At 36.3% G+C, this 19,590-nt stretch carries 20 protein-coding genes and 1 pseudogene; 18 read left to right on the top strand and 3 right to left on the bottom strand.

Annotation, left to right across the window (positions count from 1 at the left end; translation table 11 throughout):
- Positions 1 to 10 precede the first annotated feature (10 nt).
- Positions 11 to 1,531: a recombinase family protein gene (locus BAU27_RS19425; protein WP_002067168.1), complete on the bottom strand. Its 1,521-nt coding sequence runs from the start codon at positions 1,529 to 1,531 to the stop codon at positions 11 to 13.
- A 104-nt stretch (positions 1,532 to 1,635) separates the two neighbouring features.
- Here BAU27_RS19425 and yqfC point away from each other — a divergent pair, with 104 nt between their 5' ends.
- The 18 genes and pseudogenes from yqfC to BAU27_RS19335 all read left to right on the top strand — a co-directional run bounded on the left by yqfC (position 1,636) and on the right by BAU27_RS19335 (position 18,186).
- Positions 1,636 to 1,929 (top strand): sporulation protein YqfC, encoded by a 294-nt coding sequence (yqfC, locus tag BAU27_RS19420; RefSeq protein ID WP_000732268.1) that lies wholly within the window; start codon positions 1,636 to 1,638, stop codon positions 1,927 to 1,929.
- A 278-nt stretch (positions 1,930 to 2,207) separates the two neighbouring features.
- Entirely contained in the window at positions 2,208 to 3,407 is a 1,200-nt protein-coding gene (gene yqfD / locus BAU27_RS19415) for a sporulation protein YqfD (RefSeq protein WP_071747369.1), read from the top strand.
- Positions 3,408 to 3,410: 3 nt separating this feature from the next.
- Positions 3,411 to 4,370, top strand: coding sequence for a PhoH family protein (locus tag BAU27_RS19410; protein WP_071771680.1), 960 nt, complete (start codon positions 3,411 to 3,413; stop codon positions 4,368 to 4,370).
- A 195-nt stretch (positions 4,371 to 4,565) separates the two neighbouring features.
- Positions 4,566 to 6,710 carry an HD family phosphohydrolase gene (locus BAU27_RS19405; RefSeq protein WP_071747367.1) on the top strand — a complete coding sequence of 715 codons (2,145 nt, stop codon included), beginning with the start codon at positions 4,566 to 4,568 and terminating at the stop codon, positions 6,708 to 6,710.
- Complete coding sequence (gene ybeY, locus BAU27_RS19400; protein ID WP_000054678.1) at positions 6,707 to 7,177, top strand: rRNA maturation RNase YbeY; 471 nt, start codon at positions 6,707 to 6,709, stop codon at positions 7,175 to 7,177. The genes BAU27_RS19405 and ybeY overlap by 4 nt, the downstream gene beginning before the upstream one ends.
- Positions 7,174 to 7,527: a diacylglycerol kinase family protein gene (locus BAU27_RS19395; protein ID WP_071747366.1), complete on the top strand. Its 354-nt coding sequence runs from the start codon at positions 7,174 to 7,176 to the stop codon at positions 7,525 to 7,527. The genes ybeY and BAU27_RS19395 overlap by 4 nt, the downstream gene beginning before the upstream one ends.
- A gap of 98 nt (positions 7,528 to 7,625) precedes the next feature.
- Positions 7,626 to 8,024, top strand: coding sequence for a cytidine deaminase (locus BAU27_RS19390; RefSeq protein WP_071747365.1), 399 nt, complete (start codon positions 7,626 to 7,628; stop codon positions 8,022 to 8,024).
- Complete coding sequence (gene era / locus BAU27_RS19385; protein WP_071747364.1) at positions 8,017 to 8,922, top strand: GTPase Era; 906 nt, start codon at positions 8,017 to 8,019, stop codon at positions 8,920 to 8,922. The genes BAU27_RS19390 and era overlap by 8 nt, the downstream gene beginning before the upstream one ends.
- Before the next feature lie 172 nt (positions 8,923 to 9,094).
- The gene (locus BAU27_RS19380; protein ID WP_000883924.1) at positions 9,095 to 9,238 is read left to right on the top strand and encodes a YqzL family protein; all 144 of its coding nucleotides are present in this window, start codon (positions 9,095 to 9,097) and stop codon (positions 9,236 to 9,238) included.
- Positions 9,239 to 9,271: 33 nt separating this feature from the next.
- Complete coding sequence (gene recO / locus BAU27_RS19375) at positions 9,272 to 10,018, top strand: DNA repair protein RecO (RefSeq protein ID WP_071771679.1); 747 nt, start codon at positions 9,272 to 9,274, stop codon at positions 10,016 to 10,018.
- A gap of 107 nt (positions 10,019 to 10,125) precedes the next feature.
- A complete protein-coding gene (gene ccpN / locus BAU27_RS19370) occupies positions 10,126 to 10,758 on the top strand; it encodes a transcriptional regulator CcpN (protein ID WP_083596090.1) in 633 nt (210 codons plus the stop codon).
- A gap of 29 nt (positions 10,759 to 10,787) precedes the next feature.
- On the top strand, positions 10,788 to 11,600 hold the full coding sequence (locus tag BAU27_RS19365; protein WP_071747361.1) for a pyruvate, water dikinase regulatory protein: 813 nt from the start codon (positions 10,788 to 10,790) through the stop codon (positions 11,598 to 11,600).
- Positions 11,601 to 12,147: 547 nt separating this feature from the next.
- Positions 12,148 to 12,354, top strand: a pseudogene (locus BAU27_RS32950) (DUF188 domain-containing protein); the annotation flags it as partial.
- A gap of 113 nt (positions 12,355 to 12,467) precedes the next feature.
- The gene (gene dnaG, locus BAU27_RS19355; protein WP_071771678.1) at positions 12,468 to 14,264 is read left to right on the top strand and encodes a DNA primase; all 1,797 of its coding nucleotides are present in this window, start codon (positions 12,468 to 12,470) and stop codon (positions 14,262 to 14,264) included.
- 59 nt (positions 14,265 to 14,323) lie between these two features.
- Positions 14,324 to 15,451 (top strand): RNA polymerase sigma factor RpoD, encoded by a 1,128-nt coding sequence (gene rpoD, locus BAU27_RS19350; protein ID WP_000764066.1) that lies wholly within the window; start codon positions 14,324 to 14,326, stop codon positions 15,449 to 15,451.
- A 385-nt stretch (positions 15,452 to 15,836) separates the two neighbouring features.
- Positions 15,837 to 16,193 (top strand): cytochrome c550, encoded by a 357-nt coding sequence (cccA, locus tag BAU27_RS19345; protein WP_000828145.1) that lies wholly within the window; start codon positions 15,837 to 15,839, stop codon positions 16,191 to 16,193.
- Positions 16,194 to 16,360: 167 nt separating this feature from the next.
- Entirely contained in the window at positions 16,361 to 17,068 is a 708-nt protein-coding gene (locus BAU27_RS19340; RefSeq protein WP_071771677.1) for a tRNA (adenine(22)-N(1))-methyltransferase, read from the top strand.
- Positions 17,065 to 18,186 carry a Nif3-like dinuclear metal center hexameric protein gene (locus BAU27_RS19335; RefSeq protein WP_071771676.1) on the top strand — a complete coding sequence of 374 codons (1,122 nt, stop codon included), beginning with the start codon at positions 17,065 to 17,067 and terminating at the stop codon, positions 18,184 to 18,186. Before BAU27_RS19340 ends, BAU27_RS19335 begins: the two co-directional genes overlap by 4 nt.
- 40 nt (positions 18,187 to 18,226) lie before the next feature.
- Here BAU27_RS19335 and BAU27_RS19330 read toward each other — a convergent pair whose 3' ends face one another.
- Entirely contained in the window at positions 18,227 to 19,177 is a 951-nt protein-coding gene (locus BAU27_RS19330) for a 4-hydroxy-3-methylbut-2-enyl diphosphate reductase (protein WP_071747357.1), read from the bottom strand.
- An 89-nt stretch (positions 19,178 to 19,266) separates the two neighbouring features.
- On the bottom strand, positions 19,267 to 19,590 hold a 324-nt coding region (vrrA, locus tag BAU27_RS19325), incomplete at its 5' end, for a VrrA/YqfQ family protein (protein ID WP_071771675.1).

The following is a 19,590-nucleotide window of genomic DNA, read 5'->3' as shown; positions in this document are numbered from 1 at the left end:
GGGATATCCCTCATTTTGAGTCTATTGACAAATCAACAAAATCACCTTGTTCAACTTCCATATATCCTTCTAGTGGAGATGTGATTGTTATCCTTTCATTCACTCTTTCATAATGCACTTTATTGATTATCAGTTTTAATATACGATTACATTCAGCTAAATGTTGATGAGAATCTTCCTTATTATATATCTTATAGAATTGCTCAATCTTCTTCATCTTGGATTCAAATTGAGATGCGAGGGATTCCTTATCCATGGATTCAATATCTTGGAGTAAGTCATCTATTGCAGTGGATATCTTTTTCAATTCATTCTCTGTAGCATCTTTAGTTGTTAGATACTCCTCTTTGTTGAACACTCCATCAAGGTAAGCTTCCTTTGCTTTTGAGAGTCTCATACTCAGTTTGTTTCGTGTCTTATCCAGTTCTTCAACTTGTTGGACTAGAACACCCTTAGAGACCGTTTGAGGTGTATGTAAAGCTTTCTCCCATTCCTCACGATAGAATCCTTGAAGGAAGTAAAATTCATTCATAAAGGATTTTAACAATTGATGCTCAGCGATTCCACGATTTCCACACTTACATGCTGTGATATAGACTGCGTTTCTTTGCTTAGAATCTTTTCTAAACTTTATTTTCAATCCACATTTCTTACAGTATACCAAGTCTTTCAGCATACTTATTACTATCCCTCTAGAACGATTCCTAGTCTCCATATCACCGCTCATGCGACCCTTGATAGCTTGCTGTACTGAGTTAAATTGTTCCCTTGTAATGATTGCTTCATGAGCGTTCCTAGCGACTATGTTTTCGGTGATATTCCCTTTCTTGTCTTTGACATTATATATGATGCTTCCCATGTATGTTTTGTTGTTTAGTATTGCGTAGACTGCTGTATCCGTAAATGAGTTTCCTGCTCTAGTCTTGTATCCCTTTAGCTTGCTTGCGATGTTTGGAACTCCATATCCATTCTCAGCATAATTGAATATCTGTCGAACAAGATTAGCTTCTGATTCAACGATTATAAGTTTTTTATTGTCTCCTCGCTTATATCCAAATGGAGGGATGCCCTGTACCCATTCCCCTCGTCTTACACCTTCTAACTTTCCACTCCTCATTCTGCGAGTGATTGTTCTTAACTCTTTACTGGATATCATGGATTCCATATCATACATGAGTCTGTCTGATTCATCACTTAGATTGTATATTCTGTTTGGGGTGATAATGGGAACGTTATTATCTTCAAGCACTTTAGCAATCATTTGTGAATAGAGATTGTCACGAGCAATACGGCTGAGTTCAACGACAACTAGTCCATCATATAACCCTTGTGCAATATCCCTAAGCAATTGTAACAGGATTTTTCGTTCTTCAAACTTCCCACCCGACTCAATTTCTTCATATAACTTGTACTGATACCCTTTAGATTCGCATAGTCTTGTATTAATAGTTCTGTGGTTAAGGAGAACATCCTCTGATTCACCATTGTCCCGAGAAATCCGATTGTATATAGCAACTGTTTTAATTAACATGATATGAACTCCTTCAGAATATAGTTATGTTAGCGAAGTCATTATAACACAATGACCACTTATAAAAAAACACATACATATGGGATGAGAGGGGGTCTTTTGAGATGAAAAAATTAGAACAAATGAAGAATTGGTTAACGAAGCAAATAGACCTGCCAGTGGATGTGCTAATGGATCTACCTCGGATTACGCTTGTTGGGCAAGTGCATATCTATATAGAAAATCATCGAGGCTTATTAGTATTTTCAGATAAAGAAGTAAGGTTGTTATTAAAACAAGGTCAACTATTAATTAAGGGGCAATCCTTTGTTATTAAAACAATCCTCCCGGAAGAACTTTTGCTTGAAGGGATTATCGAACAAGTGATGTTTTTAGAAAATGAAAAGAAAGAGGAGTGAGGGAAACTTCCGTTTGTGAAGTTTTTCTTCTTTATTTTAGTGAACTGACCTTAATATTCACTTTATCCCTCATTCACTGCCCGTAAAAGCTCGATGGGTGTGCGTTAATAATCAGTGGGTATGGACAAAACCTCCACCTATTAAACTTTCATCTTATGCATATGCCCGATTAGTGAGGAGAAAAACCTCACCGATTAAAGTTTCGATTAGTACGAGCTATTTGATGCTTAAAGTGAAAAGTGTTGTATCTACTTTTAGAAAGGTAGTGAAGGTAGTCGATGAAAAATAAATGGTTTATAAAATGGCTTGGGTATGTAAAAGTGCGAATTGAAGGTAGAGGAGCAGAACGCTTCGTTAACGAATGTGTACGTAGGAAATTATTAGTTTGGGATGTAAAGAAAATAGCGGATGAAACGTTAGTTTTTTGCATGTTATTACGAGATGTGAAAAAGATAAAACCAATTTATAGAAAGAATGAATGTAAATTATATTTTATTGGACGTTACGGTTTTCCATTTTGGAATAAGCGTTTAATTAGGAATAGTGGATTTTTAATTGGGTTTTTAATATTTTTTTTCGGAATGATTGCATTATCAAATATGGTTTGGAAAATTGAAATTACAGGAGCGAAACCTGAAACGGAATATATATTGATGAAAGAATTGGACAAAATGGGTATTAAAAAGGGGAAATTACAGTTTCAAATGCCTAGTGTAGAAGATGTTCAGCGGCATTTAACGGACAATATTAATGCAATTACTTGGGCAGGATTGGAAATAAGAGGAACAACATATCATTTTAAAATTGTTGAAAAAAACGAGCCGAAAAAAGAAAAGGAACAAAGGCCGCAAAATTTAGTTGCGAAAAAAGAAGCAACTATTACGAAAACGTTTGTGGAGGTAGGAAAACCGGTCGTTATGAAAAATGACCATGTAGAAAAGGGACAGCTTCTCGTATCAGGGATGTATGGTAATGAGGAGAATCCGACAGTTGTTTCGGCTAAAGGTATTGTATACGGGGAAACTTGGTACAAATCTGAGGTTGATGTTCCGTTAAAGACACAATTTCAAGTGTATACTGGTAATTCTTATAATGAATATTTTCTGAAATTTGGTAGTGTTAAAATAAAAATATGGGGATTTCAACATGATAAGTATAAGCACTCTCGTACTGAAAGTGTAAAACATGATGTGAAATTATTTGGCTTCACATTACCGATTGCATACAAAAAAGATATTGTACGAGAAGAAGAAGAAGCAAACCGAGAATATACTGAAAAACAAGCGATGAAAGTAGCAAAAGAGATGGCTGAAAAAGAACTAAAGAAAAAATTGGATGAACATGCTATGATTGTAAGTGATAAGATTTTGAGTAAAGAGATTGAGGCGGATCACTTAAAGGTCACGTTACATTACACAGTGATTGAAAATATTGCAGAGCCGCAACCAATATCTGAATCCGATATTCAAGGAGACTGAGTGATGGCAGAACAATTAGTAGAAATGAACCAACAATTGGAAAGTCCTAACGAGGCAATCGCTCTATTTGGGGTAAATGATGCTCATTTAAAAGTAATTGAACGAGAACTTAGTGTATCGATTATAACTAGAGGAGAGTCTGTTCGTGTATCTGGGGCAGATGAAGCTGTAGTGCTCGTAGAAAAAATCTTACAACAGCTACTTGTTGTTATCCGTAAAGGTGTATCAATTTCGGAAAGAGATGTTACGTATGCAATTCAGCTTGGGAAACAAGGGAAAATTGCTCAATTCGAAGAGTTATATGAAGAGGAAATTTTTAAAACAGCAAAAGGTAAATCCATTCGTGTGAAAACGATGGGACAAAGAAGATATATTCATGCAATGAAAAAGAATGATGTTGTATTTGGGATAGGACCTGCTGGGACAGGGAAGACATACTTAGCTGTAGTAATGGCTGTGAGAGCTTTAAAGCAAGGGTATGTAAAGAAAATTATTTTAACAAGACCTGCTGTAGAGGCTGGAGAGAGTTTAGGCTTTTTACCAGGTGATTTGAAAGAAAAAGTAGATCCGTATTTACGCCCATTGTATGATGCGTTGCACGATATTCTTGGGCAAGAATATACACAGCGTATGATGGAACGTGGTGTAATTGAAATTGCACCTCTTGCTTATATGAGAGGACGTACTCTTGATGATTCATTTGTTATATTAGATGAAGCACAGAATACAACTGGTGCTCAAATAAAAATGTTTTTAACACGATTAGGTTTTAGCTCTAAAATGGTTATTACGGGGGATCCCTCACAGGTAGATTTGCCGAAAGGGGTAAAATCAGGTCTTTCTATTGCTGCTAATATTTTATCTGGTGTATCAGGTCTTTCGTTCATAACACTGGAACAAACAGACGTTGTGAGACACCCATTAGTGCAACGTATTATTGAGGCATATGATAAAATGGAATGATCCTATTTGTCAGGATCATTTCTTTTTGTATGATAAAGTTGGCGAATGGCATATTGTTTACTATCATTAAAGACGAGGGAAATGAACTATAGGTGATAGTGGATAAAAATGTTGTCCAAAAGTATCGTTGCCTAGAAGAAATGAAAGCTATAAATAGTTTCACTTTATTTCTGGAGAGGAGAAGGTATTGAAATCATGTCAAGATCTCAAGAAATTTTTAAGTGGTTTCGTAATATACAACATTCGAAAAAACTAAGTTGGGTTTCTTACGTATTATTAGGAGCAGTACTGTTTTTTGCACTTATGAATAATGTAAAGCCAGAGCAATTAGATGTTGAAACATACTCTATTGCTAAAAAAACAATCCACTCTCCTATTAAAATTGAAGATAAAGTTACAACGGAAAAAAAGAAAAAAGAAGCCGCTACCAAAGTTGAAGATCAGTATACATATAGAAGTGAGCTTAAACAAAATAAAGTGGATATTGTTAATGATGTTTTTGCTAAGGTAGATGAAGTGGTGCAAGAGATTAAAGCTGTTGGACCAGATGAGCAAAAAAAGATTACCGATGCTGATAAAGTGGACAAGTTGAAAAAGAAACTACCTGTCGATTTAACAAAAGATTTATCGGATTCAAACTTACTAAACTTGATTAACGCGGATTCAAGCCAATTGGTATTAGCAAAAGATGCAGCAGTCACAGCCGTTAATAGTATAATGGCTATGCATATTAAAATGGACGAATTGAAGGACGCTAAAGAGCGGTATGTAAGTGAGATGAATAATGTTAATGTCGATAGTGGTTTAAGAGAAGCTATTAAGGCACTAGGGAAATATGCAATTTCAGCAAATTATTTTTATGATCCGACTTTAACAAAAGAGAAGAGAAAAGCAGAGGAAGATTTAGTGCCGCCTGTTTATATCCTTCAAGGGCAAGTTCTTGTGAGAGAAGGAGAAACGATTTCAAGTGATATGTATAATCAGTTGAAATTAGTTGGGTTGCTAGAGAAAGGTAATAGCTTCCAACCTTATGTTGGTTTGGCGGTGCTCATTTGTGTGTTGCTATACTTTATGCATAAGCAGTTTGAAGTGTTTTTACAGCGAAAAAGAGAAGATAGGCCGTATGTTTTAGCATACATCACAATTCTGTCTATCACGATTGTTTTAATGAAAATCATTAGTTTATTCCAAAAGCTTGAATATGCAGGAATCGCGTATGTTGTTCCAGTTGCCATGGGAACAATACTTGTAAAATTAATGATTGGTGATCGATTTGTATTTTTAACGAGTATGATCTTTTCTGTATGCGGAAGTATTATGTTTAATGAAGGTGTAACGAGTACACTGAATTATAGTGTGGGGATTTATGTTTTATTAAGTTCATTATCAGTTAGTATTTTCTTGAGAGAAAAAAATCGTCGTACGATGATTTTACAAGCTGGTATACTTGTTTCTGTATTAAATGTAGTCGTATTAGCGGCTTTGCTATTATTACGTAACGGGAATTTTTCACCTCTTGAAATTGGGGTGCAATTATTAATGGCTGCTGTTTCGGGTATTATCTCTTCTGTTCTAGCTATGGGGATTTTACCGTATTTAGAAAGTGGCCTTGGGATTGTATCGAGTATGAAATTGATGGAACTTTCAAGTCCGAATCACCCACTTTTGCGCAAAATTTTATTGGAAGCACCTGGTACATATCACCATAGTGTAATGGTAGCTAATCTCTCAGAAGCTGCTTGTGAAGCAGTTGGAGCAAATGGAGTATTAGCGCGTGTAGGGGCGTATTATCATGATGTAGGGAAAACGGTACAGCCACAGTTTTTTATTGAAAACCAAATGGGTATTGAAAACCCGCACGATAGATTAGACCCTGTAACGAGCAAAGATATTATAATTGCTCATGTAACCGATGGGGTAAGAATGTTAGAAGAACACCATATACCTCAAGAAATTATCGATATTGCTGGACAGCATCATGGTACAACGTTACTTAAATATTTTTACTATAAGGCGATTAAAGAAGATAAAGAGAAATATACGGAGGGAATGTTCCGCTATCCAGGATCAAAAGCAACTTCTAAAGAGTCGGCAATCGTTGGTATTGCTGATAGTGTAGAAGCGGCGGTACGTTCGATGAACCATCCAACACCAGATCAGATTAATAATTTAGTGCAAAGTATTATTAGAGATCGTTTGCAAGATGGTCAATTTAGCGAATGTGATTTGACATTTAAGGAACTACAAATCGTTGGAAAAACGTTATGTGAAACGTTAAATGGTATTTTCCATTCCCGTATTACATATCCGGAACTGCCGGAAGAAAAGGAGAAAGAATGAGTTTATTAATTGATTTTATTGATGAAACAGAAGAAGTTAAAGACGAATATATAAGTTTGATTAGAGGTTTAGTAGAGAAAGCGGCCCAAATGGAGAACATAGAAGAAGGCGCAGAATTATCGGTTACATTTGTAGATAATGAACGTATTCGTGAAATAAACCGTGATTACCGAGATAAGGATCAGCCTACGGATGTTATTTCTTTTGCTATGGAAGAAATGGGAGAAGGAGAAATGGAAATTATCGGTGCGGAGATGCCACGTATGTTAGGGGATCTTATTATTTCTATTCCAAGAGCGAAAGAGCAAGCTGAGGAATATGGACACTCTTTTGATCGTGAACTTGGGTTTTTAGCGTTACATGGCTTTTTACATTTGCTTGGTTATGATCACATGACAGAAGAAGATGAAAAAGAAATGTTTGGAAGACAAAAAGAAATTTTAGAGGCCTTTGGATTAGGGCGATGAAAAAAGGAAAACTTATAAATAGTTTTGGATATGCTATAGCTGGTATATGCTTTTGTCTTCGTCATGAACGAAATATGAAAATTCATTATTTAGCCGCAGTCATTGTCATATGCTGCGGCTTTTATTTCCATATTACAAAAATAGAATGGATTGTATTACTTATTGTGATTGGAATTGTAATGAGTTTGGAGATGGTGAATACGGCTATTGAAAAAACAGTAGATTTAGCAACCACCGATATTCATCCGTTTGCGAAAAACGCAAAGGATGTTGCAGCGGGATCGGTTTTATTATTTACGATTATAGCTGTTGCAATTGGTGCTATTATCTTCTTACCGTATATGGTATAGTTGCATTCCAAAGCTTTTATTAAGCTTTGGGAGCGCCGTGAGGGCCTTTAATAGAAGAATGTATCTATTCACAGCTGTGAACAGGAAGGATGCGGGATATGAATAGTAAACAATTAATTCAAGAAGCAATCGAAGCGCGTAAACAAGCGTACGTACCATATTCAAAATTTCAAGTAGGTGCAGCATTATTAACGCACGATGGGAAAGTATATCGTGGCTGTAATGTTGAGAATGCATCATATGGCTTATGTAACTGTGCAGAAAGAACTGCTTTATTTAAGGCAGTTTCTGAAGGAGATAAAGAGTTTGTAGCTATTGCGGTTGTAGCAGATACAAAACGTCCAGTACCTCCTTGTGGAGCATGTCGACAAGTTATGGTAGAATTATGTAAACAGGATACGAAAGTATACCTATCAAATATACATGGTGACGTTCAAGAGACGACAGTCGGAGAATTGTTACCAGGAGCATTTTTAGCGGAGGATTTACATGAATAGAAAAGGTTATAAATCAGGTTTTGTCTCTATTATTGGCAGACCGAATGTTGGGAAATCTACATTTTTAAATCGTATTATCGGCCAAAAAATTGCTATTATGAGTGATAAGCCACAAACGACTCGTAATAAAATTCAAGGCGTATATACAGAAAATGATTCACAAGTAATTTTCATTGATACACCAGGAATACATAAGCCTAAACATAAGCTAGGTGATTTCATGGTGAAGATGGCTCAAACGACATTGAAAGAAGTTGATATTGTTCTATTTATGGTCAATGCAACTGAAGGATTTGGTCGTGGTGAGGAATTCATTATTGAAAAATTACAAGAAACGAAACAACCGGTATTTTTGGTAATTAATAAAATTGACCAAGTTCATCCAGAGCAATTGCTGGAGTTGATTGATCAATATCGTAAATTATATGAGTTCGCGGAGATTGTGCCAATTTCTGCATTGGACGGTAATAACGTTGAAGCGTTAATCGGAGCAATTAAAAAGTATTTACCAGAAGGACCGCAATATTACCCGGATAATCAAGTAACGGATCATCCAGAGCGATTTATTATTTCAGAGCTTATTCGTGAAAAAGTATTACATTTAACGCGTGAAGAAGTGCCACACTCTGTAGCGGTTGTTATTGATGCAATTCAGAAGCGTGAGGGCGGTGCAGTTTATATAAACGCAACGATTGTTGTTGAACGTGCATCACAAAAAGGAATTATTATAGGTAAGCAAGGGAAGATGTTAAAAGAAGTCGGGAAACGAGCTCGTTTTGATATTGAAGCACTTCTTGGTTCTAAAGTATTTTTAGAGGTATGGGTAAAAGTACAAAAAGATTGGCGCAATAAGATGTCTCAGCTTCGTGATCTTGGTTTCCGCGAAGACGAGTACTAAAATAAAGTAAGGCTGTAATCAGTGGATGTTTGCTCATCCGCTGATTATTGGTTTTTATAAGCTTTAATAAATTAGGAAAAATTTTTCTCACATGAAAATGGACAAAATGGGTCAATTTAATAACAAAGGAAATTGGTTTATAGGCTACGCTTATTGAGAAAGGTGGATTCTTATGCTAGATTTTACCTGGAAGTTTTTCTCCAAAACAGGAAGCATTGAAACGTATTTGCTTTTAAAAGAAATGGAAAAAGACGTAAACGATGAGATGGATCAACATGAAGAGGAGCTAGCGCATCTAGACTCTCCAATTTCTTGACCCGTTTTGTTCAAACCTTGGATGGTGACGAACATGTTTCAAAAAGTTGAGGGCATCGTTATCCGTACGACAGATTACGGAGAAACGAATAAGATTGTTACAATATTCTCAAGAGAATTTGGTAAGATAAGTGCAATGGCAAGAGGGGCGAAAAAACCGAAAAGTCGGTTAGCATCTGTTTCGCAACTTATGACACATGGGCATTTTCTTATCCAAGTGGGATCTGGGCTTGGAACTTTGCAACAAGGCGAGATTATTTCAACTATGAAAGAAATTCGCGAGGATATATTTTTAACTGCTTATGCATCATTTGTTGTTGAGTTAACTGATAAAGCAACAGAAGATAAAAAACATAATCCGTACTTATTTGAAATGTTATATCAAACGTTGCATTATATGTGTGAGGGTGTTGATCCAGAAGTGTTATCATTAATTTATCAAACGAAAATGCTTCCGGTATTAGGGATGCGCCCGTATTTTGATACATGTGCGATTTGTCATCAAGAAACAGATTTTGTCGCCTTCTCTGTCAGGGAAGGCGGTTTTCTGTGCTCACGTCATGCGGAGCAAGATCCGTATCGTATACCGGTGGGAGAAGCTGTACATAAATTGTTACGTCTTTTCTTCCATTTCGATTTACATAGGCTCGGCAATGTATCAGTGAAGGATGGCACAAAAAAACAAATGCGTTTAGTATTGAATACATATTATGATGAATATTGCGGAATTTATTTGAAATCAAGACGTTTCCTAGAACAACTTGATAAGTTTCAAATATAATTTGGGGCCGTATACGGTCCTTTTTACATACTTTCTTTTTCGAATAGCATATTTAGTATATAATATTTAAGAGATAGTATAACTTTTTTCGTTGTGCATTAAAGGTGGTGATTATCATAGAGCTGAATAAACGGCAAGAACATATCATTCAGATTGTAAAAGATCACGGTCCTATTACAGGGGAGTCAATTGCTGCGCAATTGGGTTTAACACGTGCAACGCTAAGACCAGACTTAGCAATTTTAACGATGGCTGGTTATTTAGAAGCGCGTCCACGCGTAGGTTATTTTTATACGGGTAAAACTGGGGGACAGCTATTATCTGAAGCTGTTAAAAAAATTAAAGTGCAAGATTATCAATCTAGACCTGCTGTAATTGATAAAAATGTATCAGTATACGATGCAATCTGTACTATGTTTCTAGAGGATGTTGGTACATTGTTTGTTGTAGATCAAGCTACTTTATTGGTGGGCGTTGTATCTCGTAAAGATTTATTACGAGCTAGCTTAGGAAAGCAGGATTTAACCTCTCTTCCGGTTAATATTATCATGACAAGGATGCCAAACATTGCGATGTGTCGCAGGGAGGATTCTTTATATGATATTGCGATGGAATTAATAGAAAGACAGATTGATGCAATGCCAGTTGTAAAGGACACGAAACAAGGTCTAGAAGTGATTGGGCGAATTACAAAAACAAATATTACACGTGCGTTTGTAAATTTAGTAAATAACGAATAAGTGTAATTTGTTTAAAGTGAGGTAATGTAATGGATAATAAAATCGTATATGTCGTATCTGACTCTGTAGGAGAAACGGCTGATTTGGTTGTTAGAGCGGCAATGGGACAGTTCCCGTTCGCTCCTGATATTAGACGTGTACCTTATGTAGAAGATACAGGGACATTAAAAGAAGTGATCTCGATTGCCAAGAGCAATCAGGCGCTTATTTGTTTTACGTTAGTAAAGCCTGATATGCGTCAATATTTATTGACAGAGGCGGCAAAAGAAGGAGTAGAGGCATACGATATTATCGGACCTCTTATCGATCAAATTGAAGAAATTACAGGGCAAGTACCAAGGTATGAGCCAGGTGTCGTTCGAAGATTAGATGAAGAGTACTTTAAAAAGATTGAAGCGATTGAATTTGCGGTTAAGTATGATGATGGTAGAGATGCACGTGGTATTTTGAAAGCCGATATCGTATTGATTGGAATTTCACGTACATCAAAAACACCACTTTCACAATATTTAGCGCATAACAAACGCTTGAAGGTTGCCAATGTACCGCTTGTACCAGAAGTAGATCCGCCTGAGGAATTATATAAAGTGGCAAAAGAGAAATGTTTCGGTTTGAAAATTACACCGGATAAGTTAAATCATATTCGAAAAGAACGATTAAAATCACTTGGATTAAGTGACGGAGCAACATATGCGAATATTAATCGTATTAAAGAAGAAATCGTTCATTTTGAGAATGTAGTGAGTAAAATAAATTGTCAAGTGATCGATGTATCAAATAAGGCGATTGAAGAAACAGCTAATATTATTGTGAATGCAGTGCAAAACCAAAAAATGTTTTAGCACATTTACCACAGGTGAATGTGCTTTTTTCGCTCATGAGAAGTAGGACAATAACTGTCGATTTAGTAATAGAATACAGTGTAATGGTTATACTTATATTCTTCTGTTTTTTTATTATGTTGAAGGAACGATTTCGTTATCTTTAAATGTAAAATGAAAATTAAAGGGATATGTAGCGTAGTTGAAGAAAATATATTATAATAAAAAATTGTGATAAAAACCTATATTTTACGTTTAGACTTTAATTTTTCAGAATAAACTAGGGATAGGATTTGCGAAAAAGACATGTATTTACGTTAAATCGACAAAATCTAAACAAGAAAACGCACATTATGGAAGGATTCGCAGAAGGGATGTAGAATACAGAAATATGCAAAACATCAGTGAGATATTAGTTGATGCAGATGCATGTCCCGTGAAGGATAAAATTGTGCGCGTTAGAACAAGAATTTATGTCGAAATTTTGTTTGTCGTATCGTAGGCTCATCGTTTAAGAAAACAGCAAGATAATTGGGTCTATGTAGATTTTAAGCAAGATGAAGTCAGTTTTTATATTTATCAACATACAAAAGCTACAGATTTCGTGATCACATACGATATGTGGCTTGCTAGTCTTCTTTTGAAAAAAGGAGTATATGTATTGTCTCCACGAAGTACATTTGTAAAAGATGAGCAAATGGATACAATTTTATATAGTAGGTATGTATTTGTGAAGTTACGCAGGCAAGGTGCTTATACAAAAGGACCAAAATAGTTTACACAACGTGATCGACAGCACTTTCTAATAAATTTAGAAAAAATATTGTCGAATTATAAAGGAATCTTGTAATTAATATCGAATACAAAATACGACACGGAGATGGAGTTATGGGGAACAGAATTCCCGAAGAAGTTGTTGAACAGATTCGGACGTCATCCGATATTGTAGAAGTGATAGGTGAGTATGTTCAACTTAGAAAGCAGGGGCGTAACTATTTCGGCCTTTGTCCATTTCATGGTGAGAATTCCCCTTCATTCTCTGTTTCATCTGATAAGCAAATTTTTCATTGCTTCGGATGTGGAGAAGGTGGAAATGTATTTTCTTTTCTTATGAAAATGGAAGGACTTGCTTTCACCGAGGCTGTTCAAAAGCTAGGTGAAAGCAATGGAATTGCAGTTGCAGAATATACATCAGGGCAAGGACAACAAGAAAACATATCTGATGACACTGTCATCATGCAACAGGCTCATGAACTTTTGAAGAAGTATTATCACCATTTATTAGTAAATACAGAAGAAGGAAATGAAGCACTTTCTTATTTATTAAAACGTGGTATTACAAAGGAAATGATTGAGAAGTTTGAAATTGGTTATGCATCACCAGCTTGGGATGCAGCGACAAAAATTTTGCAAAAAAGAGGTTTTTCGCTATCTAGTATGGAACAAGCCGGCCTTCTTATAAGAAGCGAGAAGGATGGTAGTCATTATGACCGCTTCCGTGGAAGGGTTATGTTTCCAATTTATACTTTACAAGGTAAGGTGATAGCGTTTAGTGGAAGGGCGCTAGGAGATGATACTCCGAAATATTTAAATAGCCCTGAAACACCAATTTTTCATAAAAGTAAGTTGTTGTATAACTTCCACCAAGCAAGGCCGTTTATTAGAAAACGTGGGCAGGTTGTCCTTTTTGAAGGATATGCCGATGTACTAGCCGCGGTAAAAAGTGGTGTGGAAGAAGCGGTTGCGACAATGGGAACAGCTTTAACTGAAGAACAAGCGAAACTTCTGCGACGTAACGTTGAAACTGTTGTTCTTTGCTATGATGGTGATAAAGCAGGGCGAGAAGCGACGATGAAAGCAGGGCAGTTGTTATTGCAAGTTGGTTGCCAAGTGAAAGTCACACCCTTGCCAGATAAGCTTGATCCTGATGAATATGTGCAACAATATGGGACAATGGCTTTTGAAAATCTTGTGAAATCAAGTATAAGTTTTGTTGGTTTCAAAATAAATTATTTGCGTTTAGGGAAAAATTTGCAAGATGAGTCTGGCAAAGAAGAATATGTAAAAAGTGTTTTAAAAGAGTTATCATTGCTACAGGATGCGATGCAGGCTGAATCATATTTAAAGTCATTATCGCAAGAATTTTCGTATTCAATGGAAACACTTTTGAATCAATTGCACCAATATCGCAAAGAACAAAAGGTACAGCAAAAACAAATAAAGCAGGTTTCTAAGCCATCTCAAATTGTTCAAACGAAACCGAAGTTAACAGGTTTTGAAAGGGCAGAAAGAGAAATTATTTACCATATGTTGCAAAGTGCAGAAGTGGCCGTTCGTATGGAACCCCATATAGAAGATTTTCATACAGAAGAACATAAAGGGATTTTATATGAACTATACGCATATTATGAAAAGGGAAATGAACCTTCAGTCGGAACATTTTTAAGTTGGCTCTCTGATGAAAAGTTGAAAAATATTATCACTGATATTTCGACGGATGAATTTATTAATCCAGAATACACAGAAGAAGTGTTGCAAGGTCATTTGGAGACGCTCAAACGTCATCAAGAAAAACTTGAAAAGATGGAAATCATCTTTAAAGTAAAACAAATGGAAAAAACAGATCCTGTAGAGGCTGCTAAATATTATGTGGCATATTTACAAAATCAAAAAGCAAGAAAATAGCTTTTTTGATAAAATTTTAGTATAATGAATGTTTGTATCTCGCGTAAGGAGGGGAACAGATGGCTGACAAACCAGCTCGTTCTAAACAAATTGAAACTGAAATGACCCTTGAGCAAGTGAAAGAACAACTCACTGAGCTCGGAAAAAAACGTGGCGTTCTTACATATGAAGAGATTGCAGAACGCATGAATGGATTTGAAATTGAATCCGATCAAATGGATGAATACTATGAATATTTAGGTGAACAAGGGATTGACTTAGTTGGTGACAATGACAACGAAGAAGGTCCTAATAATCGCCAAATTACAAAAACGGAAGAAGAATTTGACCTTAATGATTTAAGTGTGCCGCCAGGTGTGAAAATCAATGACCCTGTTCGTATGTACTTAAAAGAAATTGGTCGTGTAGACTTACTATCTGCTGAAGAAGAAATTCGACTTGCGACACGTATTGAAGAAGGCGATGAAGAAGCAAAACGCCGTCTTGCGGAAGCAAACTTACGTCTTGTAGTAAGTATTGCAAAGCGCTACGTGGGCCGTGGTATGCTTTTCTTAGACTTAATCCAAGAAGGAAATATGGGTCTAATTAAGGCAGTTGAAAAGTTCGACTACCGTAAAGGTTTTAAATTTAGTACGTATGCAACTTGGTGGATTCGCCAAGCTATTACACGTGCGATTGCAGACCAAGCGCGAACAATTCGTATTCCAGTTCATATGGTTGAAACAATTAATAAGTTAATCCGTGTACAACGTCAATTACTACAAGATTTAGGACGTGAACCATCTCCTGAAGAGATTGGTGAAGAAATGGATCTTGCTCCAGAAAAAGTACGCGAAATTTTAAAAATTGCACAGGAGCCAGTTTCTCTTGAAACACCAATTGGTGAAGAAGATGACTCCCATTTAGGTGACTTTATTGAAGACCAAGAAGCAACATCGCCTGCGGACCATGCAGCGTATGAGTTGCTAAAAGAACAATTAGAAGATGTGTTAGATACACTAACAGATCGTGAAGAAAATGTTCTGCGTCTTCGTTTTGGTTTAGATGATGGACGAACTCGTACGCTTGAAGAAGTTGGGAAAGTATTCGGCGTAACGAGAGAACGTATTCGTCAAATTGAAGCGAAAGCACTTCGCAAATTAAGACATCCAAGCCGTAGTAAGCGTCTTAAGGATTTCTTAGAATAGGCTACCTTTAAGTTTACTTCACTTTTGTGAAGTAAACTTTTTTATTTTGTTAATTTTTGTTAAAATTTAGCTATCGGCAACGATTACAATTTCTTGTAATTTATTTTACAGAATTGTCTTTTGATTTGCAAATGCTCATTTTTCGATTTTTCGATTTATTTTGTTTATTATATACAAAATAATATGTAGAAAAGTAAAAAATATGATGAGAAACGTTAGTAATTATCGAAATAATATGCGATATAATAGTGAAAATCAATAAACTGAATTTATGGAATATTTTTAACAAATGGTAGTTTGCTCTTTTCTGATAGAACGTTTTCAAGTACAATAAAAATGACTGAATCATCTAACTATTTAGGGGTATAGAGGGGGGAGAAGAGATATGAAACGTAATCCGTTGATTCCGTTCGCTCTTATTGCAGCATTAGGTATTATCGTTATGTTTGTATTTTCATTTCAGGGGCTAAATAAATCTAAAGAGTTAGCTGATGCAAAAAATGGTGGGAAACCAGCGCAAACAGCATCAAAGCCAGAGGATATTGTAAAGCAAAGCTGTACGAGCTGTCACGGTGATCAGTTACAAGGGGCAGTGGGACCTAATTTACAAAAAATTGGTGGGAAACTTTCGAAAGATGAAATTAAAGAAATTCTTTCAAAAGGAAAAGGGAATATGCCACCGAATATAGTTCCAGCTGACCAAGCGGCTAAAGTAGCTGATTGGCTATCGAAGAAAAAATAAAGTTCCATAAAACAAGCCTTTTGCTTTTGTGCAAAAGGCTTGTTTTTCTATACTTTCTAAAATACGATGAGTAATAGAGAATGGAATTGTTGTTATGGGCTTGCAACAACTACTATAAATTCATTATCATGGAGACAGACTGACAAGAGAAGGAGTAATGGAAATACATGAATGAAGTAAAGCTTTCAAAACGATTAGAAGAAGTTGTGCGCGAGATTCCAGTAGGATCTACAGTAGCTGATATTGGATCGGATCATGCGTATTTACCGTGTTATACAATTATAAATAATATTGCTACAAAAGCAGTTGCAGGAGAAGTTGTGGATGGGCCGTTTCGTTCTGCGCAAGCAACTGTAGCTGAAAGTGGCTTACAAGATAAAGTAGACGTTCGTAAAGGGAATGGATTAGAAGTAATTACACCAGGGGAAGTAGATGTAATTACAGTTGCTGGTATGGGTGGAGCACTAATTCGTGACATTTTAGAAAGTGGTAAAGAAAAATTAGAAGGTGTAACACGTTTAATTTTACAGCCGAACATTGCAGCACATCACATTCGTGAATGGTTTATTGAAAATGGCTGGGAGCTTATCCGTGAAAAAATCGTAAAAGAAGACGGGAAAATTTACGAAATTTTAGTTGGGGAACGAGGAAATATTGCAGCACCTTACTCAGATAATAAACAAACTGAATTATTTATGGGTCCATTTTTAATAAAAGAAAAAGGTGAGGCTTTTGTTGAAAAGTGGGAAGGAGAATTGAAAAACTTCCAAAATATCTTAAAACAATTAGAACGTGCAGCAGATTCTGAAGAGACAAAAGCGAAACGTATAGAAGTAGAAGCGAAAATGAAAATGATAGGGGAGATTTTATCATGAGTAAAATTCCAAATGGCCATGAGGTTATTTCTTTATTTGAAAGTATGTATCCGAAGCATTTAGCGATGGAAGGTGATAAAATCGGCCTGCAGATTGGGGCACTTAATAAACCTGTGCAGCACGTACTAATCGCGTTAGATGTAACGGAGGGAGTTGTGGACGAGGCGATCCAATTAGGGGCGAATGTCATTATAGCGCACCATCCTTTAATCTTTAGTCCATTAAAAGCGATTCATACAGATAAGGCGTACGGAAGAATTATTGAAACGTGTATTAAAAATGATATTGCGATTTATGCAGCACATACAAATGTAGATATTGCTAAGGGCGGGGTAAATGATTTACTTGCCGATGCGTTAGGGTTACAAAATACAGAAGTATTAGCTCCGACATACGCAGAAGAAATGAAAAAAATTGTTGTGTTTGTGCCAGTAACTCACGCAGAAGAAGTACGTAAAGCGCTAGGAGATGCAGGTGCTGGTCATATCGGCAATTATAGCCACTGTACGTTCAATAGTGAGGGGACAGGCACGTTTGTACCTCAAGAGGGAACAAAGCCTTATATCGGGGAAACTGGACAGTTAGAACGTGTGGAAGAGGTACGTATCGAAACGATTATTCCAGCTTCATTACAAAGAAAAATTATTAAAGCGATGTTGGTATCCCATCCATACGAAGAAGTGGCGTATGATGTATATCCGCTTGATAATAAAGGTGAAACTTTAGGTCTTGGTAAAATAGGATATTTAGAAGAAGAAATGACACTTGGTCAATTTGCAGAACATGTGAAACAATCTTTACATGTAAAGGGTGCAAGAGTTGTCGGCAAGTTAGATGACAAGGTGCGTAAAGTCGCTGTACTTGGTGGAGATGGCAATAAATATATAAATCAAGCGAAATTTAAAGGGGCAGATGTATATGTAACAGGTGACATGTATTATCATGTTGCTCATGACGCGATGATGCTCGGTTTAAATATAGTTGATCCAGGACATAACGTTGAAAAAGTAATGAAGCAAGGTGTGCAAAAGCAATTGCAAGAACAAGTAGATGCGAAAAAACTCAATGTACACATTCATGCTTCTCAGTTACATACAGACCCATTTACATTTGTATAAGAAAAATAAAAACCGTTGCTCATATAGGCAACGGTTTTTATTATTGTTCTTTTTTTACCTTTACACGAGGTAATATCTTTTGAAGTGGTACTTTTCGAATTCTCTCCCATGTAGCTGGGTTCATTGGGTCATATTGATCTAAGAAAGCGATAACTTCTTTTGTAATTGGTGTTGGAGTAGAAGCGCCTGCTGTAACAGCTACGTTTTCTACACCTTGTAGCCACTCTAATTGAATTTCACTTACATCCGCAACACGATAAGCTTTCGTACCAGCAATTTCTTGTGATACTTGCGCTAAGCGATTCGAATTGTTACTTTTTGGATCACCAACAACGATTGTTAAATCTGCAACATCCGCTTGTTTAGCTACAGCTTCTTGGCGAACTTGAGTTGCTAAACAAATTTCTTTATGGAATTCTGCCGTTGGGAATTTCTTTTGGATGTCTTCCATTAAATGTTGAACATCCCATTGGCTCATCGTTGTTTGATTCGTAACTAAAATTTTATCCGTTGGGATTTCTAATGTTTCTAAATCAGCGGCTCTTTCGATAAGATGAACGATGTCAGGTGCAATACCAACCGCACCTTCTGGTTCAGGATGATTTTTTTTACCGATATAAATGACATGGTAACCTTCAGCTTTCTTTGCTTCAATAAGGTCATGCGTTTTTGTAACATCTGGACAAGTGGCATCGATTGTCGTTAAACCTTTTTCTTTTGCACGCTGTTTAACTTCAGGAGAAACACCGTGAGCAGTAAAGATAACAGTACCAGAATCAATTTGATCTAAAATATCTAAGCGACTTGGTCCGTCTAATGTAATGATGCCATCTTCTTCAAAAGCGTCTGTAACATGTTTATTGTGAACAATCATACCTAAAATATAAATAGGTCTCGGTAATGATTTATCTAATGCAGCGTTACGTGCAATTACCATTGCGTCGACAACACCGTAGCAATAACCACGAGGGGAAATTTTAACAATTTTCATATGAGTAATCCTCTCCTTCTAAACAAGGGATACTTTTGTGCATAGTCTTTTACATTATAAAGGAGGAGGGGATAGAAAACAAAGGATTGTTACACATATAGTTTTGGTTTTGTTGCTGATTGTTGAACGGGCTCTTTCGGAACCTCTTTTTCTATTGCCGGTTCCAGCACTATTTTTTTTCGTTTTCGTTTCCTTTTTGGAGGCGGAGGAGGTGGAGTTGCTACCTCAACCTGTTCTGTTGCATCTTCAGTTTGATTTTCTTCCGTACTTTTTCCGGAGGTGAGGATTTTAACAATGCTTGGTAGACTACGCATAATGGGACCGTACTGTTCGACAACAGGACCGACAGATTGCACGACTTGAGATACTTTTTCGATATTATTTATCATATTAGTTGGATTCGCAATTAAATT

Origin of the sequence: Bacillus sp. NH11B (assembly GCF_001884205.1) — a bacterium.
GTDB classification, from domain to species: Bacteria; Bacillota; Bacilli; order Bacillales; family Bacillaceae_G; genus Bacillus_A; species Bacillus_A proteolyticus.
Note: the sequence above shows the minus strand (reverse complement) of the source record. Positions and strands in the feature narration are given on the sequence as shown.

Coding starts and splice junctions, on each gene's coding strand:
- BAU27_RS19425 (WP_002067168.1), bottom strand. CDS start 1,531: ATGTTAATTAAAACAGTTGCTATATACAATCGGATTTCTCGGGACAAT.
- yqfC (WP_000732268.1), top strand. CDS start 1,636: ATGAAAAAATTAGAACAAATGAAGAATTGGTTAACGAAGCAAATAGAC.
- yqfD (WP_071747369.1), top strand. CDS start 2,208: ATGAAAAATAAATGGTTTATAAAATGGCTTGGGTATGTAAAAGTGCGA.
- BAU27_RS19410 (WP_071771680.1), top strand. CDS start 3,411: ATGGCAGAACAATTAGTAGAAATGAACCAACAATTGGAAAGTCCTAAC.
- BAU27_RS19405 (WP_071747367.1), top strand. CDS start 4,566: ATGTCAAGATCTCAAGAAATTTTTAAGTGGTTTCGTAATATACAACAT.
- ybeY (WP_000054678.1), top strand. CDS start 6,707: ATGAGTTTATTAATTGATTTTATTGATGAAACAGAAGAAGTTAAAGAC.
- BAU27_RS19395 (WP_071747366.1), top strand. CDS start 7,174: ATGAAAAAAGGAAAACTTATAAATAGTTTTGGATATGCTATAGCTGGT.
- BAU27_RS19390 (WP_071747365.1), top strand. CDS start 7,626: ATGAATAGTAAACAATTAATTCAAGAAGCAATCGAAGCGCGTAAACAA.
- era (WP_071747364.1), top strand. CDS start 8,017: ATGAATAGAAAAGGTTATAAATCAGGTTTTGTCTCTATTATTGGCAGA.
- BAU27_RS19380 (WP_000883924.1), top strand. CDS start 9,095: ATGCTAGATTTTACCTGGAAGTTTTTCTCCAAAACAGGAAGCATTGAA.
- recO (WP_071771679.1), top strand. CDS start 9,272: ATGTTTCAAAAAGTTGAGGGCATCGTTATCCGTACGACAGATTACGGA.
- BAU27_RS19365 (WP_071747361.1), top strand. CDS start 10,788: ATGGATAATAAAATCGTATATGTCGTATCTGACTCTGTAGGAGAAACG.
- dnaG (WP_071771678.1), top strand. CDS start 12,468: ATGGGGAACAGAATTCCCGAAGAAGTTGTTGAACAGATTCGGACGTCA.
- rpoD (WP_000764066.1), top strand. CDS start 14,324: ATGGCTGACAAACCAGCTCGTTCTAAACAAATTGAAACTGAAATGACC.
- cccA (WP_000828145.1), top strand. CDS start 15,837: ATGAAACGTAATCCGTTGATTCCGTTCGCTCTTATTGCAGCATTAGGT.
- BAU27_RS19340 (WP_071771677.1), top strand. CDS start 16,361: ATGAATGAAGTAAAGCTTTCAAAACGATTAGAAGAAGTTGTGCGCGAG.
- BAU27_RS19335 (WP_071771676.1), top strand. CDS start 17,065: ATGAGTAAAATTCCAAATGGCCATGAGGTTATTTCTTTATTTGAAAGT.
- BAU27_RS19330 (WP_071747357.1), bottom strand. CDS start 19,177: ATGAAAATTGTTAAAATTTCCCCTCGTGGTTATTGCTACGGTGTTGTC.